Raw genomic sequence first — 20,402 nt, 5'->3', positions numbered from 1 at the left:
ACCGGACGACACCCATGTCCGCTCGGGTGCGCCACCGGCCGACGACCGTCGGCCAGGCACGAGCGGGCTCAGCGACGGGCCCGCTCAGCTCCATCACATCCGGGGGGATCGGAACCCGATCCCGGGTCGGCGAACGGCCCGGATCGGCCCAGCGTGGAGAAAGGCGCACAACACATGACCTCCGCTCAGGTCAACAAGAACGGCGACGAGGCCGTGCGCGGCGACGCACCCGAAGAGGGGTACGAGCGCGGGCTCGGCAGCCGTCAGGTCCAGATGATCGCGATCGGCGGCGCCATCGGCGTCGGCCTCTTCCTGGGAGCCGGGGCGAACATCGCCAAGGCCGGCCCCAGTCTGATCTTCATGTACGCCCTCGCCGGCGTCATCATCTTCTTCATCATGCGAGCCCTCGGCGAGCTGCTCCTGTACCGCCCGGTCTCCGGTTCGTTCGCGGAGTACTCCCGCGAGTTCCTCGGCCCGTTCTTCGGCTACTTCACCGGCTGGACGTACTGGCTGATGTGGGTCGTCACCGGCATGGCCGAACTCACGGCCGCCGCGATCTACGTCAACTACTGGTGGCCGGACGTCCCTCGGTGGGTCACCGCCCTGGTCTTCCTGGTGGTCCTCTTCGGCGCCAACCTGATCTCGGTGAAGCTCTTCGGCGAGATCGAGTTCTGGTTCTCGATGGTCAAGGTCACCGCCCTGCTCGGCATGATCGTGATCGGCCTCGGTGTCCTCACCTTCGGCTTCAGCAGCGCCGGCGACACCGCCGCGGTCTCCAACCTGTGGGCCTTCGACGGCGTCTTCCCCAAGGGCGTCGGCTCGTCCCTGATGACCCTTCAGGGCGTGATGTTCGCCTACCTCGCCGTCGAACTGGTCGGCGTCACGGCCGGTGAGTCGGAGAACCCCGAGAAGACCCTCCCCAAGGCCATCAACACCCTGCCCTGGCGGATCGCGCTCTTCTACGTCGGTGCCCTCACCGTCATCCTCTGCGTGGTGAAGTGGACCGAGTTCGCGCCCGGCGTGAGCCCCTTCGTCGAGGCCTTCGCCAAGATCGGCATCCCGGCGGGCGCCGGCATCGTCAACTTCGTGGTGCTGACGGCGGCCCTGTCCTCCTGCAACTCGGGCATGTACTCCACCGGCCGCATGCTGCGCACCCTCGCGGACAACGGCGAGGCCCCCAAGGCCTTCAGCAGGCTGTCGTCGACGAAGACCCCGGCGTTCGGCATCACCGTCTCCGTGCTCTTCATGGGCATCGGCGTGATCCTGAACTACATCGTCCCGGAGAAGGCCTTCGGCTACGTCGTCTCCGTCGCCACCGCCGCCGGCATCTGGACCTGGCTGATGATCCTGATCAGCCACGTCCTCTACCGCCGCGGTGTGGACGCCGGCCGCCTGCCCGCCTCGTCCTTCCCGGCCCCGGGCGGCGCGAAGTGCAGCTGGGTCGCCATCGTCTTCCTGCTCTTCGTCACCTGCCTCATCGCCTACGACGCCGACTCCCGCGTCTGCCTCTACGTCATGGCGGGCTGGGCGGCGGCCCTCGGCATCGGCTGGGCCGTGCTCAAGAGCCGCAACCCCGCGGTCACCGAGCGCCGCGAGACGGAGTTCGAGAAGATCGGCTGACCGGACGGGCAAGGGCCCCCGAGGCCCTGGTCCCAGCATGTGGGCTGTTCCGTACCACCCCCCGGTACGGAACAGCCCTTCTGCTTATCCTGGCGACCATGCTGACCATCACCCAGGACCTCGTCGACAGAATCGTCGCCCACGCGCGCAAGGACCACCCCGACGAGGCGTGCGGCGTCGTCGCGGGACCGGCGGGCTCGGACCGCCCCGAGCGCTTCATCCCGATGCTGAACGCGGCCATGTCGCCCACGTTCTACGAGTTCGACTCCGGCGACCTGCTCAAGCTCTACCGCGAGATGGACGACCGCGACGAGGAGCCGGTGGTCATCTACCACTCCCACACCGCCACCGAGGCCCGCCCGTCCCGCACCGACATCTCCTACGCCAACGAGCCCGGCGCCCACTACGTCCTCGTCTCGACCGCCGACACCGACGGTCTCGGCGAGTTCCAGTTCCGCTCGTTCCGGATCGTCGAGGGCGAGGTGACCGAGGAGGAGGTGCGCATCGTGGCGGCCTACTGACCGGCGGCACAGGAATTTCGCGGTTACGGTGTCCGTACGCACGCGCACGCACGCTCACCAACTGCCCGCCACGGAGACGGTCTTGACTCGACAGACGCGGCGACCGTACGGCCGGCGCCCCACGCTCGACGACGTCGCACGCGGCTCGGGGGTGTCCAAGTCCACCGTGTCACGAGTGATCAACGGCGAGGACAAGGTGCGCGCGGCGGTCGTCGAACGGGTCCGGGAGGTCATCGCCGAGCTGGGCTACGTACCGAACTCCGCCGCCCGCCAGCTGGTCACCCGCCGCAACAACGCCATCGCCGTCGTCGCGAGCCAGCCGCAGAACCGCCTCTTCATCGACCCCTTCTTCGACCTCCACCTGCGGGGCATCCGCAAGGAACTGGTCGCCCACGGCGCCCAGCCCGTCCTCCTCTTCCTGGAGGAGCCCGAGGAGTACCCGCGCGTGAGCGACTTCCTGGGCGGCGGCCACGTCGACGGCGCGCTGCTGTTCTCCCTGCGGTCCGACGACCCGCTGCCCGGCATGATCGACCGGCTCGGCCTGCCCGCCGTCTTCGGCGGCCGGCCGATGCTGCGCGACGGCGAACCCGTCCACGACCGTGTGTACGTCGACGCCGACAACCGGGGCGGCGCCCGCGAGGCCGTCCGTCATCTGCTCGCCCTGGGCCGGGAGCGCATCGCGACGATCACCGGCCCGGTCGAGCGGGAGGCGTCCGCCTTCGACCGCCTGGACGGCTACCGGGACCTCCTGCCGGAGGCGCCGCCCGAGATGATCGAGCACTCCGACTACACGCGGCAGGGCGGCGTCAGCGCCATGACCGCGCTCCTCGACCGCCGCCCCGACCTGGACGCCGTCTTCGTCGCCTCCGACCTGATGGCCTCCGGCGCGCTGCAGGTGCTGCGCGAGCGCGGACGCCGGGTGCCGGACGACGTGGCGGTCGTCGGCTTCGACGACCTCACCCCCATCGCCGAGCACACCGACCCCCCGCTCACCACCGTCCACCAGGACATTGAGGGCATGGGCCGGCTGATGGCCCGGCTGCTGTTCCGTCACACGGAGGACCTGGCGGGCCCGGGGGAACCGGGGGCGGAAAGCCCTCTGGCCTCGGTGATCACCCCCACGCGGCTGGTCGTCCGGCAGTCGGCCTGACCTGCGTCCGACGGGGTGGTTCCGCCCTCCATCTCAATCCCCGGCCCGAATCCGTCCGGCATGTGGGATCACATTCCAGGGCCCGGACCGGGAATCGATACGATGAGCGCATGGTTTTTGACGACGTGAGCGAGAAGACGCCGGGCGCACTGCTCGTGGCGCGGCTGCACGTCGACCTGTGCAGGCTTGCCAGCGCCATCTGTTGACGCCGGCCCCCGCCGCCGTACGGCCGCCGATGGGGGTAGCTCCCGGTTCGAGCGAGTCGAGAACCGGGGGAGCCGACACCCGTGTGACCACGCACTTCGCGCTGCCGCGCGCCACCGACCACCACTCCCGACAGGAGCCGCACACCATGGCCATCGAGGTCCGCATCCCCACCATCCTCCGCCAGTACACCGACGGCCAGAAGGCGGTGGAGGGAGCCGGTGCCACCCTCGCCGACCTGTTCACCGACCTGGAGAGCCGTCACACGGGCATCCACGCCCGGATCGTGGACGGCGGTGAGCTGCGCCGCTTCGTCAACGTCTACCTGAACGACGAGGACGTCCGCTTCCTGGAGGGCATCAACACCAAGCTGTCCGACGGCGACAACGTGACCATCCTGCCGGCGGTGGCCGGCGGCATGGCCTGATCACCCATGCGCTACGACTCCCCGCTGGCCGCGGTGGGCAACACCCCTCTGGTGTGCCTGCCGCGGCTGTCGCCGTCCGCCGACGTCCGTATCTGGGCGAAGCTGGAGGACCGCAATCCGACGGGTTCGGTCAAGGACCGGCCCGCCCTGCACATGATCGAACAGGCGGAGAAGGACGGCCGTCTCACTCCCGGCTGCACGATCCTGGAGCCCACCTCGGGCAACACGGGCATCTCGCTGGCCATGGCGGCGAAGCTCAAGGGCTACCGCATGGTCTGCGTCATGCCCGAGAACACCTCCCAGGAGCGGCGTGAGCTGCTCGCCATGTGGGGGGCCGAGATCATCCCGTCCCCGGCGGCGGGAGGCTCCAACACGGCCGTACGCGTCGCCAAGGAGCTGTCCGCCGAGCACCCCGACTGGGTGATGCTCTACCAGTACGGCAACCCGGACAACGCGGGCGCCCACTATGCGACGACGGGCCCGGAGATCCTCGCGGACCTGCCCTCCATCACGCACTTCGTCGCCGGTCTCGGCACCACCGGGACGCTGATGGGCGTGGGCCGCTTCCTGCGCGAACAGAAGCCGGACGTCAAGATCGTCGCCGCCGAGCCGCGCTACGACGATCTCGTGTACGGCCTGCGCAACCTCGACGAGGGGTTCGTGCCGGAGCTGTACGACGCGTCCGTGCTGACGACCCGGTTCTCGGTCGGTTCGGCCGACGCGGTGACCCGCACGCGTGAGCTGCTGCAGCAGGAGGGCATCTTCGCGGGCGTCTCCACGGGGGCCGCGCTGCACGCGGCGATCGGGGTCGGGAACAAGGCGGTGAAGTCCGGGGAGCCGGCCGACATCGTGTTCGTCGTCGCCGACGGTGGGTGGAAGTACCTGTCGACGGGCGTCTACACGGCGGCGACGACGGAAGAGGCGATCGAGACGTTGCAGGGGCAGCTCTGGGCGTGAGCGCGCGGCGGTGCGGGGTCGGGTGGGGGTGCGGGGTCGGGTGGGGGTGCGGGTCCGGGTGCGTTGTCGGGTGCGGGTGAGTGGGGGCTGGTCGCGCAGTTCCCCGCGCCCCTGAAAAGCAGGGGCTGCGCCCACTGCTTTTCAGGCCCGCAGGGGCTGGTTTTCCGCAGTCGGACAGCCGCCCGTCCCCGTCACTTCGACAGGTGGCGGACCTGGGCCCACAGGGCCGGGTCGGCCACTCCCGCCTTGCGGCGGAAGTCACGCAGCCGCACCTCCCGCAGCTCGTCCGTCTCCAGGAAGCTGGGACGGCCGCGGGCGTCACCGACCGCGCCCGGGGGCAGCGGGATCACGCCGGGCCGTTCGACACGGTGGCGACTGGTGATCTTGGCGACCCGGGCGCGGTTCCCGCGTACCGCCAGTACGAGACAGGGCCGGTCCTTCTCCCCGGGCCCGTCCTCGAAGGGCACGCTCGCCCACCAGATCTCGGCGGGCCTGGGTCCCGGCACCGGCCCGCGCAGCCGCTCGGGGCGCCCGGGGGGCCGGGTCCGCCCCGTCCGCCCCGTCCGCCCCGTTCGTCCGGTCCGCCGGGGCGGCCGTCGCGAACGACCCCGCCCGTCGACGAGCGCGGCGAGCAGGGCCAGCAACACCACAGCCGCGAGCGCCGGCCACCATGACGTGTCCATAGCCACGACCGTACCGGCGCGCACCACGCAACGTCCGCCCCCTCACGCGCTCGCGCGCTCCTGAGCACCACCTCACCCCGGCCCACGTGCGCCCCAATGGCCCTATGACCAGCCGAACCGGTGACAGCACAGGTGAGTTCGCCCACAACGGCCCCTGGCGGAGGAGCGACCCACCCTTTCGCGCCTTACGCTCAACGGACCGCACCACTCTCTTTGCACCCACGCCCGAACTTCGCAACCCCGCTAACCGCAATCCGCAACCCGTCTGCATGTCACGACGGAAACGACTGTCACGACTGTCACGACTTCACGCCAGCGCGGAGGTTCCAGCTCTCATGAAGCTCACCGTCGTCGGCTGCTCGGGGTCGTTCCCTTCCGCGGAATCGGCCTGTTCGAGCTACCTCGTAGAGGCCGACGGCTTCCGGCTGCTCCTCGACATGGGCAACGGTGCCCTCGGCGAGCTGCAGCGCCACTGCGGTCTCTACGACCTCGACGCGATCTTCCTCAGCCATCTGCACGCCGACCACTGCATCGACATGTGCGCGTACTTCGTCGCGCGCTACTACCGCCATGACGGCGGCCGCTGCGACCCCCTCCCGGTCTACGGACCGGAGGGCACCGAGCAGCGCCTGACCACGGCCTACGCCGACACCCCGTCCGCCTCCTCCATGAGCGAGGTCTTCGACTTCCACACGGTCAAGCCGAGCACGTTCGAGATCGGCCCCTTCACCGTCCACACGGAGCGGGTCGCCCACCCCGTCGAGGCGTACGGCATCCGCATCGAGCACGGCGGCCGGGTCCTGACGTACTCCGGGGACACCGGTGTCACCGCCACCCTGGACGAACTGGCGCGCGACGCCGACCTGTTCCTGTGCGAGGCCGCCTTCACGCACGGCAAGGAGGACATCCCGGACCTCCACCTCAACGGACGCGAGGCAGGTGGGACGGCCGCCCGGGCGGGCGCCCGCCGTCTCGTCCTCACCCACGTCCCGCCGTGGACCGACCCGCAGGTCAACCTCGTCGACGCCCGCGCGGTGTACGACGGTCCGGTGGAGCTGGCGGTGCCCAGGGTGACGTACGAGATCTGAGCCCGGTACGCGAACGGCGGCGGGCCCCCGGAGCGAAACGCTCCGGGGGCCCGCCGCCGTTCGGCTGCCGCGGCTCACGCCTTCGTGAGGTCCTCCACCTCCTCCTCGGGCTCACGGCCCGGCGTCGGCAGGTTGAACCTGACGATGGCGAAGCGGAAGACGAAGTAGTAGACGGCGCCGAACGCCAGACCGATCGGGATGATCATCCATGGCTTGGTGGCCAGGTTCCAGTTCAGCGCGTAGTCGATGAAGCCGGCGGAGAAGTTGAAGCCGGCGTGGACCCCGAGCCCCCAGGTGATGGCCATGGAGAGCGCGGTCAGCAGCGCGTGGATCACGTAGAGGAGCGGGGCGATGAACATGAACGAGAACTCGATCGGCTCCGTCACGCCCGTCACGAAGGACGTCAGGGCGAGCGAGATCATCATGCCCGTGACGACCTTGCGGCGCTCGGGGCGGGCGGTGTGCGCGATGGCCAGGGCAGCCGCCGGCAGACCGAACATCATGATCGGGAAGAACCCGGACATGAACATTCCGGCGGTCGGGTCACCGGCCAGGAAGCGGCTGTAGTCGCCGTGGGAGACCACACCGGCGGCGTCCTTGAACTCGCCGAGCTGGAACCACGCCACCGTGTTGACGAACTGGTGCATGCCGATCGGGATGAGCGCCCGGTTGATCGCGCCGAACAGGGCCGCGCCGAGCGAACCGAGGCCGGTCATCCACTCGCCGAAGCTGCCGATGGCCTCCCCGATCGGCTCCCAGACCAGACCGAAGAAGACGCCCACGGCGACACCGACGAAGGCCATGATGATCGGCACCAGACGGCGGCCGTTGAAGAAGCCGAGCCAGTCCACCAGCTTCTTGCGGTGGTACCGCTGCCACAGGACCGCCGAGAGCAGACCCATGACGATGCCGCCGAGGACGCCGGGATTGTTGTACGTCGCGGCGATGTCCGCGCCCTTGGTGATCTTGGCCTCGGACACCGGGAACGCTTCGAGGACCTTGCTGTAGACCAGGAAGCCCACCAGTGCGGCGAGGGCGGTCGAGCCGTCGGCCTTCTTGGCGAAGCCGATCGCGACACCGATGCAGAACAGCATCGCGAGGTTGCCGGTGATGGCGCCGCCGGCCTTGTCGAAGACCGCGGCGACCCGGTCCCAGCCGAGGCCGTCGGCCCCGAAGACGTCCGGCTGGCCGAGCCGGACCAGCAGGCCGGCGGCCGGCAGCACGGCGATGGGCAGCTGCAGGCTGCGTCCGACCTTCTGCAGGCCCTGCATCAGGCCTGATCCCCACTTCTTCTGGGGTGCCGCCGTTGGCGCGGTGGCAGTGCTCATGGACTTCCTCCATCGGGTGGTGGTCTACACCACTCAGTGGTGTAGACCTGTTGTAGCAGATGGGGGACGGGATCAGGAACCCTCGATTCCTACCAGGATCGCGAACGGGATTCCGAGCCGCTCCCGGACGGCTCGCGCAGGTCCGGACCCGTGTCCGGAGCGCCGCCGCACAGCGCGCGCAGCGTCTCGGTCAGCGTGCGCACCGCGAACCCGGTACCGCCGTGGGGGACTTCGGCGTACGGGCCCTCGTCGTTGTACGCGGGCGCGGCGATGTCCAGGTGGGCCCAGCGGACCCCGTCGGCGACGAAGTCCTGGAGGAAGAGCGCGGCCTGCACGGTGTCGCCGTGCCGGTGCGAACAATTGACCCGGTCCGCCACGGTGGACCGCAGATGGCGGCGCTCGTGGGCGAGCAGCGGCAGTCGGCACACCGACTCCCCGGCCCGCTCCGACGCGGCCAGCACCGTCCGGGCCAGCCACTCGTCCGGCGTGAACAGTGCACCCGTCCGGGTGCCGAGCGCGTGCACCGCGGCCGAGGTCAGCGTGGCCACGTCGATGACCAGGTCGGCGCGGTGCGGGCCGGGGCCGCTCGCGCGGACCAGGACGTCGGCCAGCACCACCCGGCCCTCGTTGTCGGTGTGGGTGATCTCCGTCGTCGTACCGTCGAGATGCCGTACGACGTCACCCACCCGCAGGGCGCCGCCGTCCGGCATGTTCTCCGCGAGGGGCAGATGGCCGCGTACCCGCAGGGGCAGGCCCAGGCGGGGCAGGGCCGTCAGGGCCGCGACGACGGCCGCAGCGCCGGCCATGTCGGCCTTCATGGCGTGCCGCTCGCCGGACGGTTTCAGGGACAGCCCGCCGGAGTCGAACGTCACACCCTTGCCGACCAGCCCGACGGTGAGGACCGGTTCGCCCTCCGGCGGTTCGTACGTCAGCTCCACGTACCGGGGCGGCTCCGCGGAACCCCGGCCCACGGCGGCCAGGCCCGTGAGGCCCAGCTCCGTCAGCCCGGCGGCCTCGTACATCGCGCAGCCGAGGCCGGCGGCGCCCGCAAGCTCGCGGATCCGGTCGGCGAACACCGGGGGCGTGAGGGCGCCGGCCGGACGGTTGACGAGGTCGCGGGCCAGGCAGGTGGCCTCGGCGACGGCCAGGCCCTCGGCGACGGCCCGCCGCTCCCCGGTCGCCACGACCACCTCGGCCAGGGGGCTCGCGGCCCGCGCGGACCGGTACTCGTCGTAGCGATACAGGCCCAGCACCGCGCCCTCCGCCACGGCCCGGTCCCGGTCGGCCGCCGGGACCCCGCCGTCGCCGGCCGGGGCGAGTTCCAGGCGGAGCGTGCGGGCCGGGCCCGCGGCCCGTACCGCGGCCGCCGCCGCGGCGCGGAACGTGGCGGCCGTGGCCGCACCCGCGGGCCCCAGGCCCACGTTCAGCACCACCGAACGTCCGTCGGCGGACGGCTCCGCGACCACCTGCCCGGGCCGGGCCACGAAACCCCGGCGGCGGCAGAACGCGCTGACGGCGCCACCGGTGTGGCGGCCGTACGCGACGACGTCGGCCGGCCGGCCCGCCGCGTCGGCGGTGACGTCACCGGCCACGACCCGGGTCATGCGGTCATCCGCGCGCGTACCGGGTGCCCGACTCGTCGCGCCGCAGCAGTTCCTCGTCCACGAGCGCCCTGCGCAGGGTGACCCAGTCGTCGAACCACTGCCCGCAGATCGCGTTGACCTTGGCCTCGGAGTAGGTGACCCCGGCCTCGAAGGAGTCGGCCACGACGGTGAGGACCCGGGTGCGGACCTCGGCCTTGCCGGGGATCGACGTCAGCCGCCCCTTGCGGAAGTACGCCCCCGCGCCGTCACCGCCGCCCCGCCCGGAGATCCGCACCTCCGCCTGGACGGCCAGCCGGAACGTGTCGTCGATCAGCCGGTAGGTGCGCGCCTCGGCGTCGTACGCGGCGATCCGCCCGTCGACGAGCTTCTGCAGGGCGACGGCGGCGGCCGCCGGGCGCAGGCCGGCCCGCTGAGCCACCTCGGTCACGGAGGTCGCGCCGAGCGCGAGGGCCGCGAAGGCGTCGCGCCGGTCGGTCTGGGCGAGGATGCCGATCAGGTCGCGGCAGGACGGCGGCAGATCCTCGGTGCGGGACTGGTCCTCGGTGGGAGCCGTGGTCATGGTGATCAACTTCCGGTTCGGGGTGCGGCGTTGTACGGGGACGCTGTGCACGGTGATCCTCTACGAGTACCGCGTGATCCTCTACGAGTACCGCGCCGACGGCCGGTCACCGCAATCGGGAAACGCCGTACGGGACCGATTTCAGCCAGACCGCTGTGCGGAGGGCACACCGGTGAGCGTGAGCGGCACGGCGCTCCGGGATCTGCGGGGAGTTCCTCTGCGGGGCGGGGTGCGATAGGCGGAGGGCATTTCCCGTACCGGAAGGGCGATGACTTTGCTGCCCTCGATGTAGACCCACCTTTTCTCCTGCCATCCGTGCAGCTTTTCCAGGGGGTCGTCCCGCCAGGGCAGGCTCTGGAGATCGCGGAAACGGGTGCCTCCGACGACCGCGCGGAACAGGCGGGCGTCCTCGTCGCGCAGGACGGCGGTGCGGGCGGGCAGGCCGGGACGCCGGTCGGTGAGGGTCACCGCGTCGAAGCCGAGCCGGTAGGTGAAACGTGCCTGGTGGTGCCGGGTGCGCCAGTGGTGGACGGCCGTGGCGAGACGGGCGCGGACGGCCGTGTTGCGGGGGTCCTCGGCGAAGTCGCCCTCGAAGTGGTACGCGAGGTCCCACAGGTCGCCGGGGGACAGGCGGGGGTAGGCGTACCGGTAGCCCGGCAGGGGGCTGGTCAGGGTGAGGCCGTAGTCCTGCGGGTGTTCCACGTACGGGCTGAACCGGTCGAAGTGCACGGCCAGGATGTCGTTGTCGGGTGGTTCCAGATGGGTCAGGGAGGGCAGCAGATCGATCTGGGTGAGCATCGACTCCGGGGTCTCGTGCGGAAATCCGGTGAGGATGTTCCACACGGGCAGGACACCGAATTCGGCGCAGCCGAGCAGGAACCGGATGTTCTGGAAGGCGGTCGCACCTTTCTTCAGCAGCCGCAGCCCCTCGGTGCTGAGACTTTCGATCCCGGGTTGCACGGAACGGACCCCGGCCCGGCGGGCGGCCCGGATGTCGGCCCATTCCATGTTGGCCTTGACCTCGAAGAACAGGGAATGGTCGGTGTCGAGTTTCTCGACCAGGGGGAGCGCGGTGTCGAGGTACTTGAGGTCGAGGATGTTGTCGACGGCGAAGAAGTCGAGGACGCCGTAGCGGTCCATGAGGTGGCGCAGTTCGTCGGCGACGGTGTCGGGGTTCTTGCTGCGGTACGTCATGCTCGCGCCGTTGAGGCCGCAGAAGGTGCAGTGGGTCTTCGCGCCCCACCAGCAGCCGCGGGAGAACTCCACGGGCAGGGTGATCTCGGGTTCGAGGCTGTGCAGACCGGCGGCGCGCAACTGCTCGAAGAAGTCGTCGTAGTCCGGGGTGGGCACCTCCAGCGACTGGCCCCCGGAGATGACGGCCGGCGTGCTGTCGGGGGCGGCGGGCAGTCGGGTGATCAGCCGGCCCTGGGAGCGCGGTGGGTCGCCGGCCCGGACCTGGTGGAGGAGGGCGACGAAGGCGTCCTCGCCCGGACCGTCCACGATCGCGTCCACGGCGGGGTAGTTGGCGAGCAGGGCGCGGCCCATGGGTCCCTCGCAGTTGCTGCCGCCCAGCACGATCACCCCGCCGTAGCCGAGGTCCCGCAGCCGCTCGGCCACCGCCAGCGTCGGCCCGTTCTGGCTGAAGGTGCTGGTGAAGCCGATGACATCGGGCGCGGACTTCAGCAACTCGGCGGCCGTGCGCTCCACATGCCGGTCCGCGACCGGGCGCAGCGCGTCGACCAGCTCGATCGTCGTGTCGTCGACGCCCTTGGCGCGCAGCATCCGGAAGTACTCCTCGCGCGGCGCCGGCCCGCCGTCGCGGCAGGCGAAGATCCAGTCGCCGACGGACAGTTGGTACAGCCCCTCGGACACCGTCTCGTACGCGTCCGACCACTCGGCGTCCCGCATCCCGAGAGCGGTGCGGGCGAGGCCGTAGAAGGAGAGGTAGGCGTAGTGCGCGTCGACCCGCCATCCCTCGGCGCGGGCGACGGAACGCAGGGTGCCCACCTGGATGGACGGGCGCCGCACGTTGTTCCAGGGCATGGACACGAGGGCCACGTGACCGGCAGCGGCGGAACCGGTCGCGGAGGCCGGGCCCGTCCCCCGGTCCGTGGCGGGCGTGGCGGGCGTGGCGGGCGTGGCGGGGTGCTCAGGGTGCTCGGCCGTGCCGTTCATGGCGTCCTCACCACACGAGCCTCAGGTCGTAGGAGTTGCGCAGGAACGCGGGCTCGGTCCCGCGCTGCTCGGGGGGTGGGCCGTAGTCGGGGACGAGCGTGTGCCATTCCTCCAGGGCCACCAGGATCTGCGCCCGCGCGAAGGCCGCGCCGAGGCACTGGTGGGGGCCCGTGCCGAAGGCGATGTGCGGGTTGCGGGGCCGGTCGAAGTCGACCCGGGCGGGCTCGGGGAACACCTCGGGGTCGTGGTTGGCGAGCGCGAGCGGGAGCAGCACGGTGTCGCCACGGTCCGCGACCCCGCCCGCGCCGCCGGTCGCGGCCTGCCGGCCCGGGTACATGCACGAGTTGACCCGCAGGAACTCCTCGACCGCCGGTGGCCGGGCCTCGGGCGCGGCCAGGAACCGCCGCCTGTCCTCCTTGTGATGGGCGAGGTGCTGCACGGCGTTGGCCAGGTGGTTCACCGTCGAGTCGACTCCGGCCAGGAACAGCGTGCACAGCAGGGAGGCCCGGTCGTCGTCGGTGACCGGGACGCCGTCGATCTCCCAGCCGAAGCTGGCGGTGGTGAGATCGTCGGCCGGCTCCGCGCGCCGCCGCGCGATGTGCTCACGGGCGAACCGCTCCAGCGCCGGAAGCCCCAGCTCGCCGTAGGCGGCCACCCGGGGATCGGGCGCCGAGCGGGAGTCGATCATCGCCCGGTCGATGGCGAGGAGCAGGTCGAACCCGTCCCCCGGCCAGCCCACCGCCGTCATCAGGTTCTCCAGGACGTACGGCCGGGCGAAGTCCTCGTTGAACGACACCTCGCCCTTGTCCAGGAACCCCTCGATGCGCCGTCGGGCGCCCGCCCGCAGCGCGGGCGTCAGCTCCCGCACCCGTTGCGGGGTGAACCAGGCGCCCAGCCGCTGCCGCCACGCCGTGTGCTCACGGCCCTCGACGGTCAGCGGAATCCAGCGCTCCTCCTCGGCGCCCTCCGCCGCACTGACCCGGCCGACGGTGAAGGTGTCCTCGTCCCTGAACGCGTCCACGATCCCGTCGTACGTCGTCAGCACCCAGAAGCCCCGGTCGCTGTGGAAGGCGCCCTGCTCACCGGCGTGCGCGGCGGCCGCGTCGCGGTACTGCTGCGGGGCGGCGAAGAAGTCGAAGTCCACGGGACACATCGCTCCCCGTCCCTCCGGCGCGGGGCCGGTCCCCGCGGGGCGCTTCGCCTCGTGGCCGGTGCGGTCGGGTTCCCGGTCAGCCTGCATGCGCTGCCTCCTTTGTCGGTCGGCCGGTGGTGACCGGTGGGTCGAGGTCGCCGCGGGGCCAGTCGGACGCGTCGAGCCCCGACGCGGCCAGCCGGAGCGCCCACAGCCGGTCGAGGTCGGTGTCGTCGAGGAGGACACCGTCGACCAGCACCGCGTCGGGCCGGGCGAGGGCCGTCACCTCGCCGTCGGGCGGGCGCCGGTAGAGGACCAGGTCGGCCGGTTCACCGGGCACCGGTCCCGCCCGCCGCCCCATCGCCGCGTACGCGTGGGTGGTCGCCGCCCGCAGTACGGCGCCGAAGTCGAGCCCCGCGCGGGACAGTTCGGCCAGCTCCTTGTGGAAGGAGGGGCCCGCGAGGACGAACGGGTTGCCGCAGTCGGTGCCGGCCAGCAGCGGCGTACCCGCCTCGTCGAGCGCGCGGGCGATCCGGCCCAGCCCGTCGACGAGCCCGCCTCGCTGGCGCGCCTCGGCGGCGTCCAGCCGGAGGGCGTCCCGGGCCGCCGCCTGCCAGCCCCGGCTGCGGCCCTGGTCCACTGCCCGCAGCGCCGTGCGGGAAGGGCGGGTGTACCGGCGTTCACCGCTGCGGGCCCGCCAGCAGACGAGAGTGGGGCAGACGAAGTGGCCGGGGCCGGTCCCGGCGGGTGCCGGGCGGTCGCGCAGCGCCGCCGCCAGCGCGTCCCAGCGGTGGTCGGGCGGCAGCCGGAAGACGTTGGGCACGATGCCGTACAGATGCTCGGAGGTGCGCATCGTGCGGTGGGCCAGCTCCAGCGGCACCGCCTCGGGGACGTGGCCCACGACGGGCAGACCGGCCCGCTCCGCCGCCCGGACCAGGTTCTCGAACGCCGGCCGCTCGACGTCGTCGTACACCTTGACGCCGTCGAAGCCGAAGGCCAGCGCGTCCTCGACCACCTGCCGGACCGACCGGACGCCGTCCACCACGGTGACCCCCTGCGGGATCCGTGACCGGGGCCCGTCGACCACCCCGGCGGTGACCCAGGGCCGGGGGACGACGGCGTGCCGGGCGCGGTGCACACCGGCGGCGTACAGATGGGCCGGCTCGCCCCACAGCTGCCGGAAGCCGGTGACCCCGTGGACGAGGAGGCCGGCCAGGTCGGCGGCGGAGGAGACGTGCGCGTGGGAGTCGACGAAGCCCGGCACGGCGTACCAGGGGCGGGGGGCCGTGTCCCCGTCGGCGGGGGGCCCGGCGGGGGCCCAGGCGGAGACCGTGCCGTCGGTCACCGTCAGCTCGTGCGGGGGACCGGGCCGCCCGGTGGCGGGGTCGATCAGACACACGGCCCGCAGCCGGTGCCCCCGCCCCCGCCCCGCCGGCTCCTCCAGCGCCCGCACCAGCGGGTCGCCCTCGGGCAGCAGCCCCCGGCGCCGCCGCCACATGGTGTCCTCGGTCGCCGTCGTCCCGGTCGCCGTCATACCGCCCCCGCCCGGCTCGCGCGGTCCCCGGCCCCAGGCTCCACGCCGGCGTCCTCGTCACCGCGTCCCGTTCCGGCCAGCACGTCCGCCACCCGCCGGCCGGTCTCCGCCAGGCGGCCGGCCGCCCTGATCCGGGTCGGGGCCCCGACGAGCCACAGCCGGGCGCCGAGCCGGTGCTCCCCGGCGTGGAAGGGCGCCAGGTCCGCGTCGCCGTCCGCGGTGATCAGCACCAGCTCCTGGTCCGGGTGGCCGCGTTCGGTCCGCCGGTCCGAGCCGTGCAGCAGGCCCCGGGTGGCCGCCCCCAGCTCGCCGGGGTCGACACGGGCGCAGGCCGCGACCATCCACGGCGGGGCGCCCCGTCCGGTGAAGTGGTCGCGCAGATAGGCGTGACCGCCCGGCCCCTCGACGGCCACCGCCTCCTCCTCGACGGCGTCCTCGGGGATCTCCACCTGCTCGGCGTGCGCGCAGAAGGAGAACGCCCGGACCACCCGGGGGTCCACGGCGGCCGTCTGCAAAGCGATCCGCCCGCCGAAGAAGGTGCCGAACAGGCTGTACCGGGCGAGGCCGAAGCCGTCGAGGACCGCGCGGACATCCTCGACGTAGCGGGCGAGGGCGTGCCCCCGCGCTGTGCCGACGCGCCCGCTCTCCCCGCGTCCGCGCAGGTCGAGCGCGAGGACATGGGCGTCCGGGACGGCGTCGAGGAACCCCGACTCCGCCCAGATCCGCCGGTCCATCGCCACCCCATGGACGAGGACGAGGGTCTCGCCCGGTCCGGGCCTGCTGAAGCCGCGGATCGGCGTACCGTCGCGGGAGACCACCTCGAACGGCTCCGTCGCACCCCGCAGGGTGCCGTCAGCGTCCCGCACCGACCCTCCCCGATCCACCGGCCCGCTCCGACTCGACAGCCTGGGGTGGCTCGACAGCCCGCTCCGGCCCGGCGGCCGCCCGCTCCGGCCCGTCCGCCGCCTCCCGCAGCTCGGCCGCCCGTCCCAGCTCGTCCCGCATGCCGTCACGCACCGCCAGCACCAGACCGCGCCGGCCCTCCAGATGGATCCAGCCGCGTCCCGCCCACTCCCGCACCGTCGCGTGCACCTCGTCCTCCGGCCGGCCCGTCATCGCGGCGACCCGGCCGACGGCCTGGTGCAGCCGCCCGCCGTGCACCAGACAGCGGAACAACTGGTCGTCGCCGCCCCGCAGTACGTGACGCCCGGTACCGACATGCGGTCGGCCGTCGTGCAGCACGGTCATGTTCGGACCGAACCGGAAGGAGAACCGCGACTGTTCGTGCAGCTTCTTCCACAGGCCCACCCGGGCGCCCAGCCGCCGTCGCAGCGCGAGCATCTCCGCGGCCGTGTCCTCGCCCCGCGCCGCCAGCTCCACATGGTCGAACGAGTAGGCCAGCTCGGCGCGTTCACCGGCCGTACGGCCGGCATGCACGAAGCGGTACTTCGGCTCGGGCCCCTCCAGCGCGATGCCGAACTCGCCGGGCTTCTCGAAGTACGGGCTGTACCGGTCGACCCGGACCTTGCTCACCGTCGACGGCGGCGCGAGATGCGTGATGAACGGGATCAGCCGCAGCTGCTCCAGCAGCATCGCCGCCGTCTCCTCGGGCATCGCCGACAGCAGGTTCCACTGGGCGTCGATGCCCAACTCCTGGCACAGCACCAGGAAACGCAGATTGTGGAAGGCCGTCGCCCCCTTGCGCAGCAGCTTCAGCGCACCACTGCTGAGGCTCTCGATGCCCGGCTGCACCATGGTGACGCCCGCCGCCCGCATCTCGCCCACCTCCCGCGGCCCCAGGTTGGCCTTCACCTCGAAGAACGTGGTGATGTCGACCTCCGCGGCGGCGAGTTCGGCCAGACCGTTGTCGCTGCGGGCGAGGATCGTGTCGACCGCGTACGTGTCGAACACACCGTGCTCCTCGGTCAGCCGGCGCAGGGTCTGCGTCAACTGCCCGCCCGGCTTGCTGCGGTAGACCATGCCGCTGCCGTTCTCACCGCAGAAGGTGCACTGCAGCTTCTCGCCCCACCAGCAGCCCCGCGACATCTGGAACGGCAGGGCCACGTGCGGGGCGATCAGCTCACGGTGCGCCAGCGCCCGCAGCCGCTCGAAGTACTCCGCGTACCGGGGCACCGGCGCCGACTCGGCCGGCTGCACGGCCGGCAGCGACACCCGCAGCTCGCCCTCGTGCCGCAGGACCAGACCCGGGGCCGCCGCGAGATCGGCGGCGCCGCGCGCGGCCCGGACCGCCGCCACCGCCGCCTCGCCCTCACCCTGCACGACCGCGTCGACGAACGGATACGCCCGCATCACGGCCTGCCCCATGGGCCGGTCGCAGTTCGCCCCGCCCAGCAGCACCAGCCGGTCGGCCGCGTGGTCCTTCACGGCCCGGGCCACGGCCAGCGCGGGCACCAGCTGACTGAACGACGTGGTGAACCCGAAGCACTCGGCGCCGGTCGCGACGAGCCGCCCGGCCAGCCCCGACACGAACCCGGGGGCGACCGCGCGCAGCGCCAGCACCCGGCCCACCAGTTCCTCGGCCACCCCGTGCCCGGCCAGGAAGGCGGCGTACCCGGCGCGGGCGTCCTCCTCCTCCGCCGGGCCATGACCGTCCAGGACCCCGCCGAAGATCCAGTCCCCGACGCCCAGCCCGTACAGCTCCTCGCCGATCGTGTCGTAGACGGTGACGAACTCCGCCGGATCGCACTCCAGCGCGTCGACGGCGTACTCGAACCAGTCCAGATACGCGTAGACCGGCGTGATCGGGTCCCCGTCCGCCGTGTCCTCCAGCGCCGCGAGGGTGGCGATCTGGATGGACGGGCGGTACAGGCTGTTCCAGGGCGGTGCCACGAGCGCGAGCTTCACCGGCGCGCACCCCCGCCGTCCCCGCGCGGCCGCAGCCGCTCGCCCAGACGCCCGGTCGGCAGCACCGGATAACCCGCCCGCGCCTTGTCGAACATCTCCAGCCCCGGCGCCACGACATCGACGACCGTGACCGGCCCCGGCGGAGTCAGCACCCGGTGATGTGCCTCGACGCCCGACTCCCGCAGCCGGTCCACCAGATGCCGCAGCAACCGCTCGGGACCGGTGGCGGCGGGCAGCCCGTCGTCCGCCTCGAACGCCGTGCTCTCGTGCGGCAGCCGGTGGATGTCGAACCGGGCCGCGGCCAGATGACGGGGATAGCGGGCCAGCGCCGTACCGATCTGCCCGGCCTCGGTGTCCGCGTCCACCGGCCCGTTCTCGAACATCGTCCGCACCTGGAGGTACTCCAGCAGCGCCCGCTGCACCGCGTACGTCCGCACCGGCGAGGCCCCGCTGCCGATCAGCCGGACGTCCTCCCTGCTCCGCGCGTCGCACACCACATAGGCCGGTACGCCGGTGTCGCAGGTGATGTCCACGATCAGCACCGGAGCGCCCCGGACCTCCTCGACCGTACGGGTCAGCTCCCGCAGCTCGGCGGGGAGCGTGCCGTGCTCCACCACCCGCAGCTCGGGCCCCTCGCCGGGCAGACCGAAGTACGACCGGGCCAGCTGGTACGACCAGGCGTCCCGCTCGATCAGCTCGTTCACGGCGTGCACCAGCGCCTCGTGCCGGGTGGCGCCCGCCGCGTAACCGGCGCTGGAGGTGTAGTGCCACAGCGGCTGGAAGGACCGGTCGTCGTCCGGATGGGGCCAGTTGCGGTAGCCCCCGTCCCGCAGGAACACCGGGTGCCGGTGCGGCCCGTCCGCCTCACCGTCGCCCGCCCGCCCGGTCAGGGCCTCCTCCACCGGGCGGTACGTCCGGGTCAGCACGGGCGCGTCGGGCATGATCTGGCCGAGCCGGCCCAGCAGGGCGGACCGCCGGGCGGTGGCCTGTTCCGCGATCTCCCGCCCCGGCCGGAACTCCGCCTCCGACGCGCGGGGGTCCCGGCGCCAGTCCAGGTGGTAGTGCTCGGCGCTCTCGAACAGCGCGCTCGCCATGCTCCGGTGCCCCAGCCCCTTGCCGGAACTGCGGGAACAGAGCGCGCCCGACGCCTCCGACAGCCGCACCTCGTAGGTGGGCGCGGACTCGATGCCGTACTTGCGGATGTCGGCCGTCAGCCCTTCGGCGGCCAGCCAGTCCCCGACGGAGGCCAGGGCCTGCCGGATGTCCGTCTCGCGCTCAGGCGGAACGTCTTCCTTCGTGGCCCCGTCGAGCAGGACCGCGGTCAGCGGATCGGTCTCGGTGGCCGCCTCGGTCTGCGGGGCGGTCTGCGGGTCGGCGGGACGGGTCAAGGGTCCTCCTCACTTCTCCCGTGTCGAACACGGGGATGCCTGCGCGGACAAGGCCCAGGAGGGGCTGCGGATCCGACACCACATGGGCGAAGCAGAGACGGGTCCTGGGGATGTCCGGGCCTGAGATGTCGACGGCACCGGAGTCGGCCCACACCCGGATGCCGCCGGCCTCCAGCTCCTCAAGGGGGGACGCGGGACACGGCCCGTCGTCGTACGGTCCCGGCCCGCCGGCCGGGCCGCTCCGTGCGGGCGGGTCACGCGGGTCGGGCAGGTCGAAGTCCAAGGTCGCGCACCGCGCGAGCAGCGGCCACCGCTCGAAGCGGCGCAGGAAGAAACGCTCGGCCGGTTCCGCGGTGGGGTTCGACCGCCACATCGTCTCGGCCTGCGCCAGCTCCAGCAGCGCCCGGTCGGTCGCCTCGCCCCGGGTCGCCCCGCACCCCAGCCCGGTGGCCGGCATCAGCCGCCCACGGCCGTACGCCACGGCGAGCACGGCCGGCGTACGGCCGATCCCGCCGAGCGGCACCACCAGCGTCCGGTCACCCGCCGACGGCCGCCGCGCGGGTCCCGCCAGCCGGCGGTGCAGGAAGACTCCGTAGTCGATCAGTTCGGTCAGTTCCAGCAGCGCGCCGCGCAGCGCTCCCTCCGGTGTCGGGGCGACGGCCCAGCCCACCGTGCTCGACAGCCGCGCCTCCGCCGCCGTCAGCGTGCCCGCACGCAACTCCGCACCGGCGGTCCAGGGCGAGGACCAGTACAGCGGCACCCGGCGCGGTCCGCCGCCGGTCAGCGGCCGGTACACCCGGCCCGCACAGCCCTCCGGCGCGGTGCGCACCCCGGCCGCCGGGAAGGGCGGGACCGGGCCGGAGCCCGTTCCGGGGTCCGCGCACGCCGTCGGCGGACGGGCGACCGTCGCGAAGGGGGTGCACGCCACCAGCCGCTCCACGGCTTCGGACAGGGCTTTCGCCCGTGCCACGGCCTCGGTCGTGGCGGTGCCGTAACCGTCGGCCTGGGCGCTGCCCTCGGCGGGGCGTACGGTGCACCGCACGGTCACCGTTCGTTCCGAGGGATACGAACGGTGGACGACCTCGCGCAGCTCACACTCCGTCGCCGTCGCTTCGCGCATGCTCCCTCTCCCGGTCGTCCGTCTCGCCGACTTCACACCGGCCGGCT

18 protein-coding genes are annotated in these 20,402 nt (G+C 72.5%); 7 read left to right on the top strand and 11 right to left on the bottom strand.

Features of this window, described 5'->3' with window-relative positions; translation table 11 throughout:
- Window positions 1–174: 174 nt before the first annotated feature.
- From STRBO_RS0134650 to STRBO_RS0134625, 6 genes are all read left to right on the top strand, one after another.
- Window positions 175–1,620: an amino acid permease gene (locus tag STRBO_RS0134650; RefSeq protein ID WP_005486736.1), complete on the top strand. Its 1,446-nt coding sequence runs from the start codon at window positions 175–177 to the stop codon at window positions 1,618–1,620.
- A 98-nt stretch (window positions 1,621–1,718) separates the two neighbouring features.
- On the top strand, window positions 1,719–2,141 hold the full coding sequence (locus tag STRBO_RS0134645; protein WP_005486735.1) for a M67 family metallopeptidase: 423 nt from the start codon (window positions 1,719–1,721) through the stop codon (window positions 2,139–2,141).
- An 82-nt stretch (window positions 2,142–2,223) separates the two neighbouring features.
- Window positions 2,224–3,291 (top strand): LacI family DNA-binding transcriptional regulator, encoded by a 1,068-nt coding sequence (locus STRBO_RS0134640; protein WP_202500510.1) that lies wholly within the window; start codon window positions 2,224–2,226, stop codon window positions 3,289–3,291.
- A 110-nt stretch (window positions 3,292–3,401) separates the two neighbouring features.
- Window positions 3,402–3,497: a putative leader peptide gene (locus tag STRBO_RS45760; protein ID WP_020115562.1), complete on the top strand. Its 96-nt coding sequence runs from the start codon at window positions 3,402–3,404 to the stop codon at window positions 3,495–3,497.
- Window positions 3,498–3,643: 146 nt separating this feature from the next.
- Complete coding sequence (locus STRBO_RS0134630; RefSeq protein WP_028797012.1) at window positions 3,644–3,922, top strand: MoaD/ThiS family protein; 279 nt, start codon at window positions 3,644–3,646, stop codon at window positions 3,920–3,922.
- 6 nt (window positions 3,923–3,928) lie between these two features.
- Complete coding sequence (locus STRBO_RS0134625; RefSeq protein ID WP_005486729.1) at window positions 3,929–4,879, top strand: PLP-dependent cysteine synthase family protein; 951 nt, start codon at window positions 3,929–3,931, stop codon at window positions 4,877–4,879.
- Between the two features lie 191 nt (window positions 4,880–5,070).
- Here the strand turns inward: STRBO_RS0134625 and STRBO_RS0134620 are convergent, their stop codons facing one another.
- Entirely contained in the window at window positions 5,071–5,562 is a 492-nt protein-coding gene (locus STRBO_RS0134620; protein WP_005486728.1) for a type II toxin-antitoxin system PemK/MazF family toxin, read from the bottom strand.
- 335 nt (window positions 5,563–5,897) lie between these two features.
- Between STRBO_RS0134620 and STRBO_RS0134615 the strand changes: the two genes are divergently transcribed.
- Window positions 5,898–6,650, top strand: coding sequence for an MBL fold metallo-hydrolase (locus tag STRBO_RS0134615; protein ID WP_020115560.1), 753 nt, complete (start codon window positions 5,898–5,900; stop codon window positions 6,648–6,650).
- A gap of 74 nt (window positions 6,651–6,724) precedes the next feature.
- On the opposite strand, the gene STRBO_RS0134610 is transcribed toward STRBO_RS0134615, so the two are convergent.
- The 10 genes from STRBO_RS0134610 to STRBO_RS0134565 form a co-directional block, all read right to left on the bottom strand.
- Entirely contained in the window at window positions 6,725–7,978 is a 1,254-nt protein-coding gene (locus STRBO_RS0134610; protein ID WP_028797011.1) for a PTS transporter subunit EIIC, read from the bottom strand.
- An 89-nt stretch (window positions 7,979–8,067) separates the two neighbouring features.
- Window positions 8,068–9,582: a leucyl aminopeptidase family protein gene (locus STRBO_RS0134605; protein WP_020115559.1), complete on the bottom strand. Its 1,515-nt coding sequence runs from the start codon at window positions 9,580–9,582 to the stop codon at window positions 8,068–8,070.
- Window positions 9,583–9,586: 4 nt separating this feature from the next.
- On the bottom strand, window positions 9,587–10,141 hold the full coding sequence (locus STRBO_RS0134600; RefSeq protein WP_028797010.1) for a DUF2087 domain-containing protein: 555 nt from the start codon (window positions 10,139–10,141) through the stop codon (window positions 9,587–9,589).
- A 141-nt stretch (window positions 10,142–10,282) separates the two neighbouring features.
- Complete coding sequence (locus STRBO_RS0134595) at window positions 10,283–12,316, bottom strand: RiPP maturation radical SAM C-methyltransferase (RefSeq protein ID WP_020115558.1); 2,034 nt, start codon at window positions 12,314–12,316, stop codon at window positions 10,283–10,285.
- Window positions 12,317–12,323: 7 nt separating this feature from the next.
- A complete protein-coding gene (locus STRBO_RS0134590; RefSeq protein ID WP_005486713.1) occupies window positions 12,324–13,460 on the bottom strand; it encodes a cytochrome P450 in 1,137 nt (378 codons plus the stop codon).
- A gap of 85 nt (window positions 13,461–13,545) precedes the next feature.
- Window positions 13,546–14,982, bottom strand: coding sequence for an amidohydrolase family protein (locus STRBO_RS0134585; protein ID WP_005486711.1), 1,437 nt, complete (start codon window positions 14,980–14,982; stop codon window positions 13,546–13,548).
- Entirely contained in the window at window positions 14,979–15,848 is an 870-nt protein-coding gene (locus STRBO_RS0134580) for an alpha/beta fold hydrolase (protein ID WP_020115556.1), read from the bottom strand. The genes STRBO_RS0134585 and STRBO_RS0134580 overlap by 4 nt, the downstream gene beginning before the upstream one ends.
- A complete protein-coding gene (locus STRBO_RS0134575; protein WP_005486708.1) occupies window positions 15,835–17,847 on the bottom strand; it encodes a RiPP maturation radical SAM C-methyltransferase in 2,013 nt (670 codons plus the stop codon). Before STRBO_RS0134575 ends, STRBO_RS0134580 begins: the two co-directional genes overlap by 14 nt.
- Window positions 17,844–19,235: a YcaO-like family protein gene (locus tag STRBO_RS40735; RefSeq protein ID WP_020115555.1), complete on the bottom strand. Its 1,392-nt coding sequence runs from the start codon at window positions 19,233–19,235 to the stop codon at window positions 17,844–17,846. The genes STRBO_RS0134575 and STRBO_RS40735 overlap by 4 nt, the downstream gene beginning before the upstream one ends.
- The gene (locus STRBO_RS0134565; RefSeq protein WP_005486705.1) at window positions 19,123–20,355 is read right to left on the bottom strand and encodes a YcaO-like family protein; all 1,233 of its coding nucleotides are present in this window, start codon (window positions 20,353–20,355) and stop codon (window positions 19,123–19,125) included. The genes STRBO_RS40735 and STRBO_RS0134565 overlap by 113 nt, the downstream gene beginning before the upstream one ends.
- Window positions 20,356–20,402 lie beyond the last annotated feature (47 nt).

It is taken from the genome of Streptomyces bottropensis ATCC 25435 (assembly GCF_000383595.1).
GTDB lineage: Bacteria > Actinomycetota > Actinomycetes > Streptomycetales > Streptomycetaceae > Streptomyces > Streptomyces bottropensis.
Note: the sequence above shows the minus strand (reverse complement) of the source record. Positions and strands in the feature narration are given on the sequence as shown.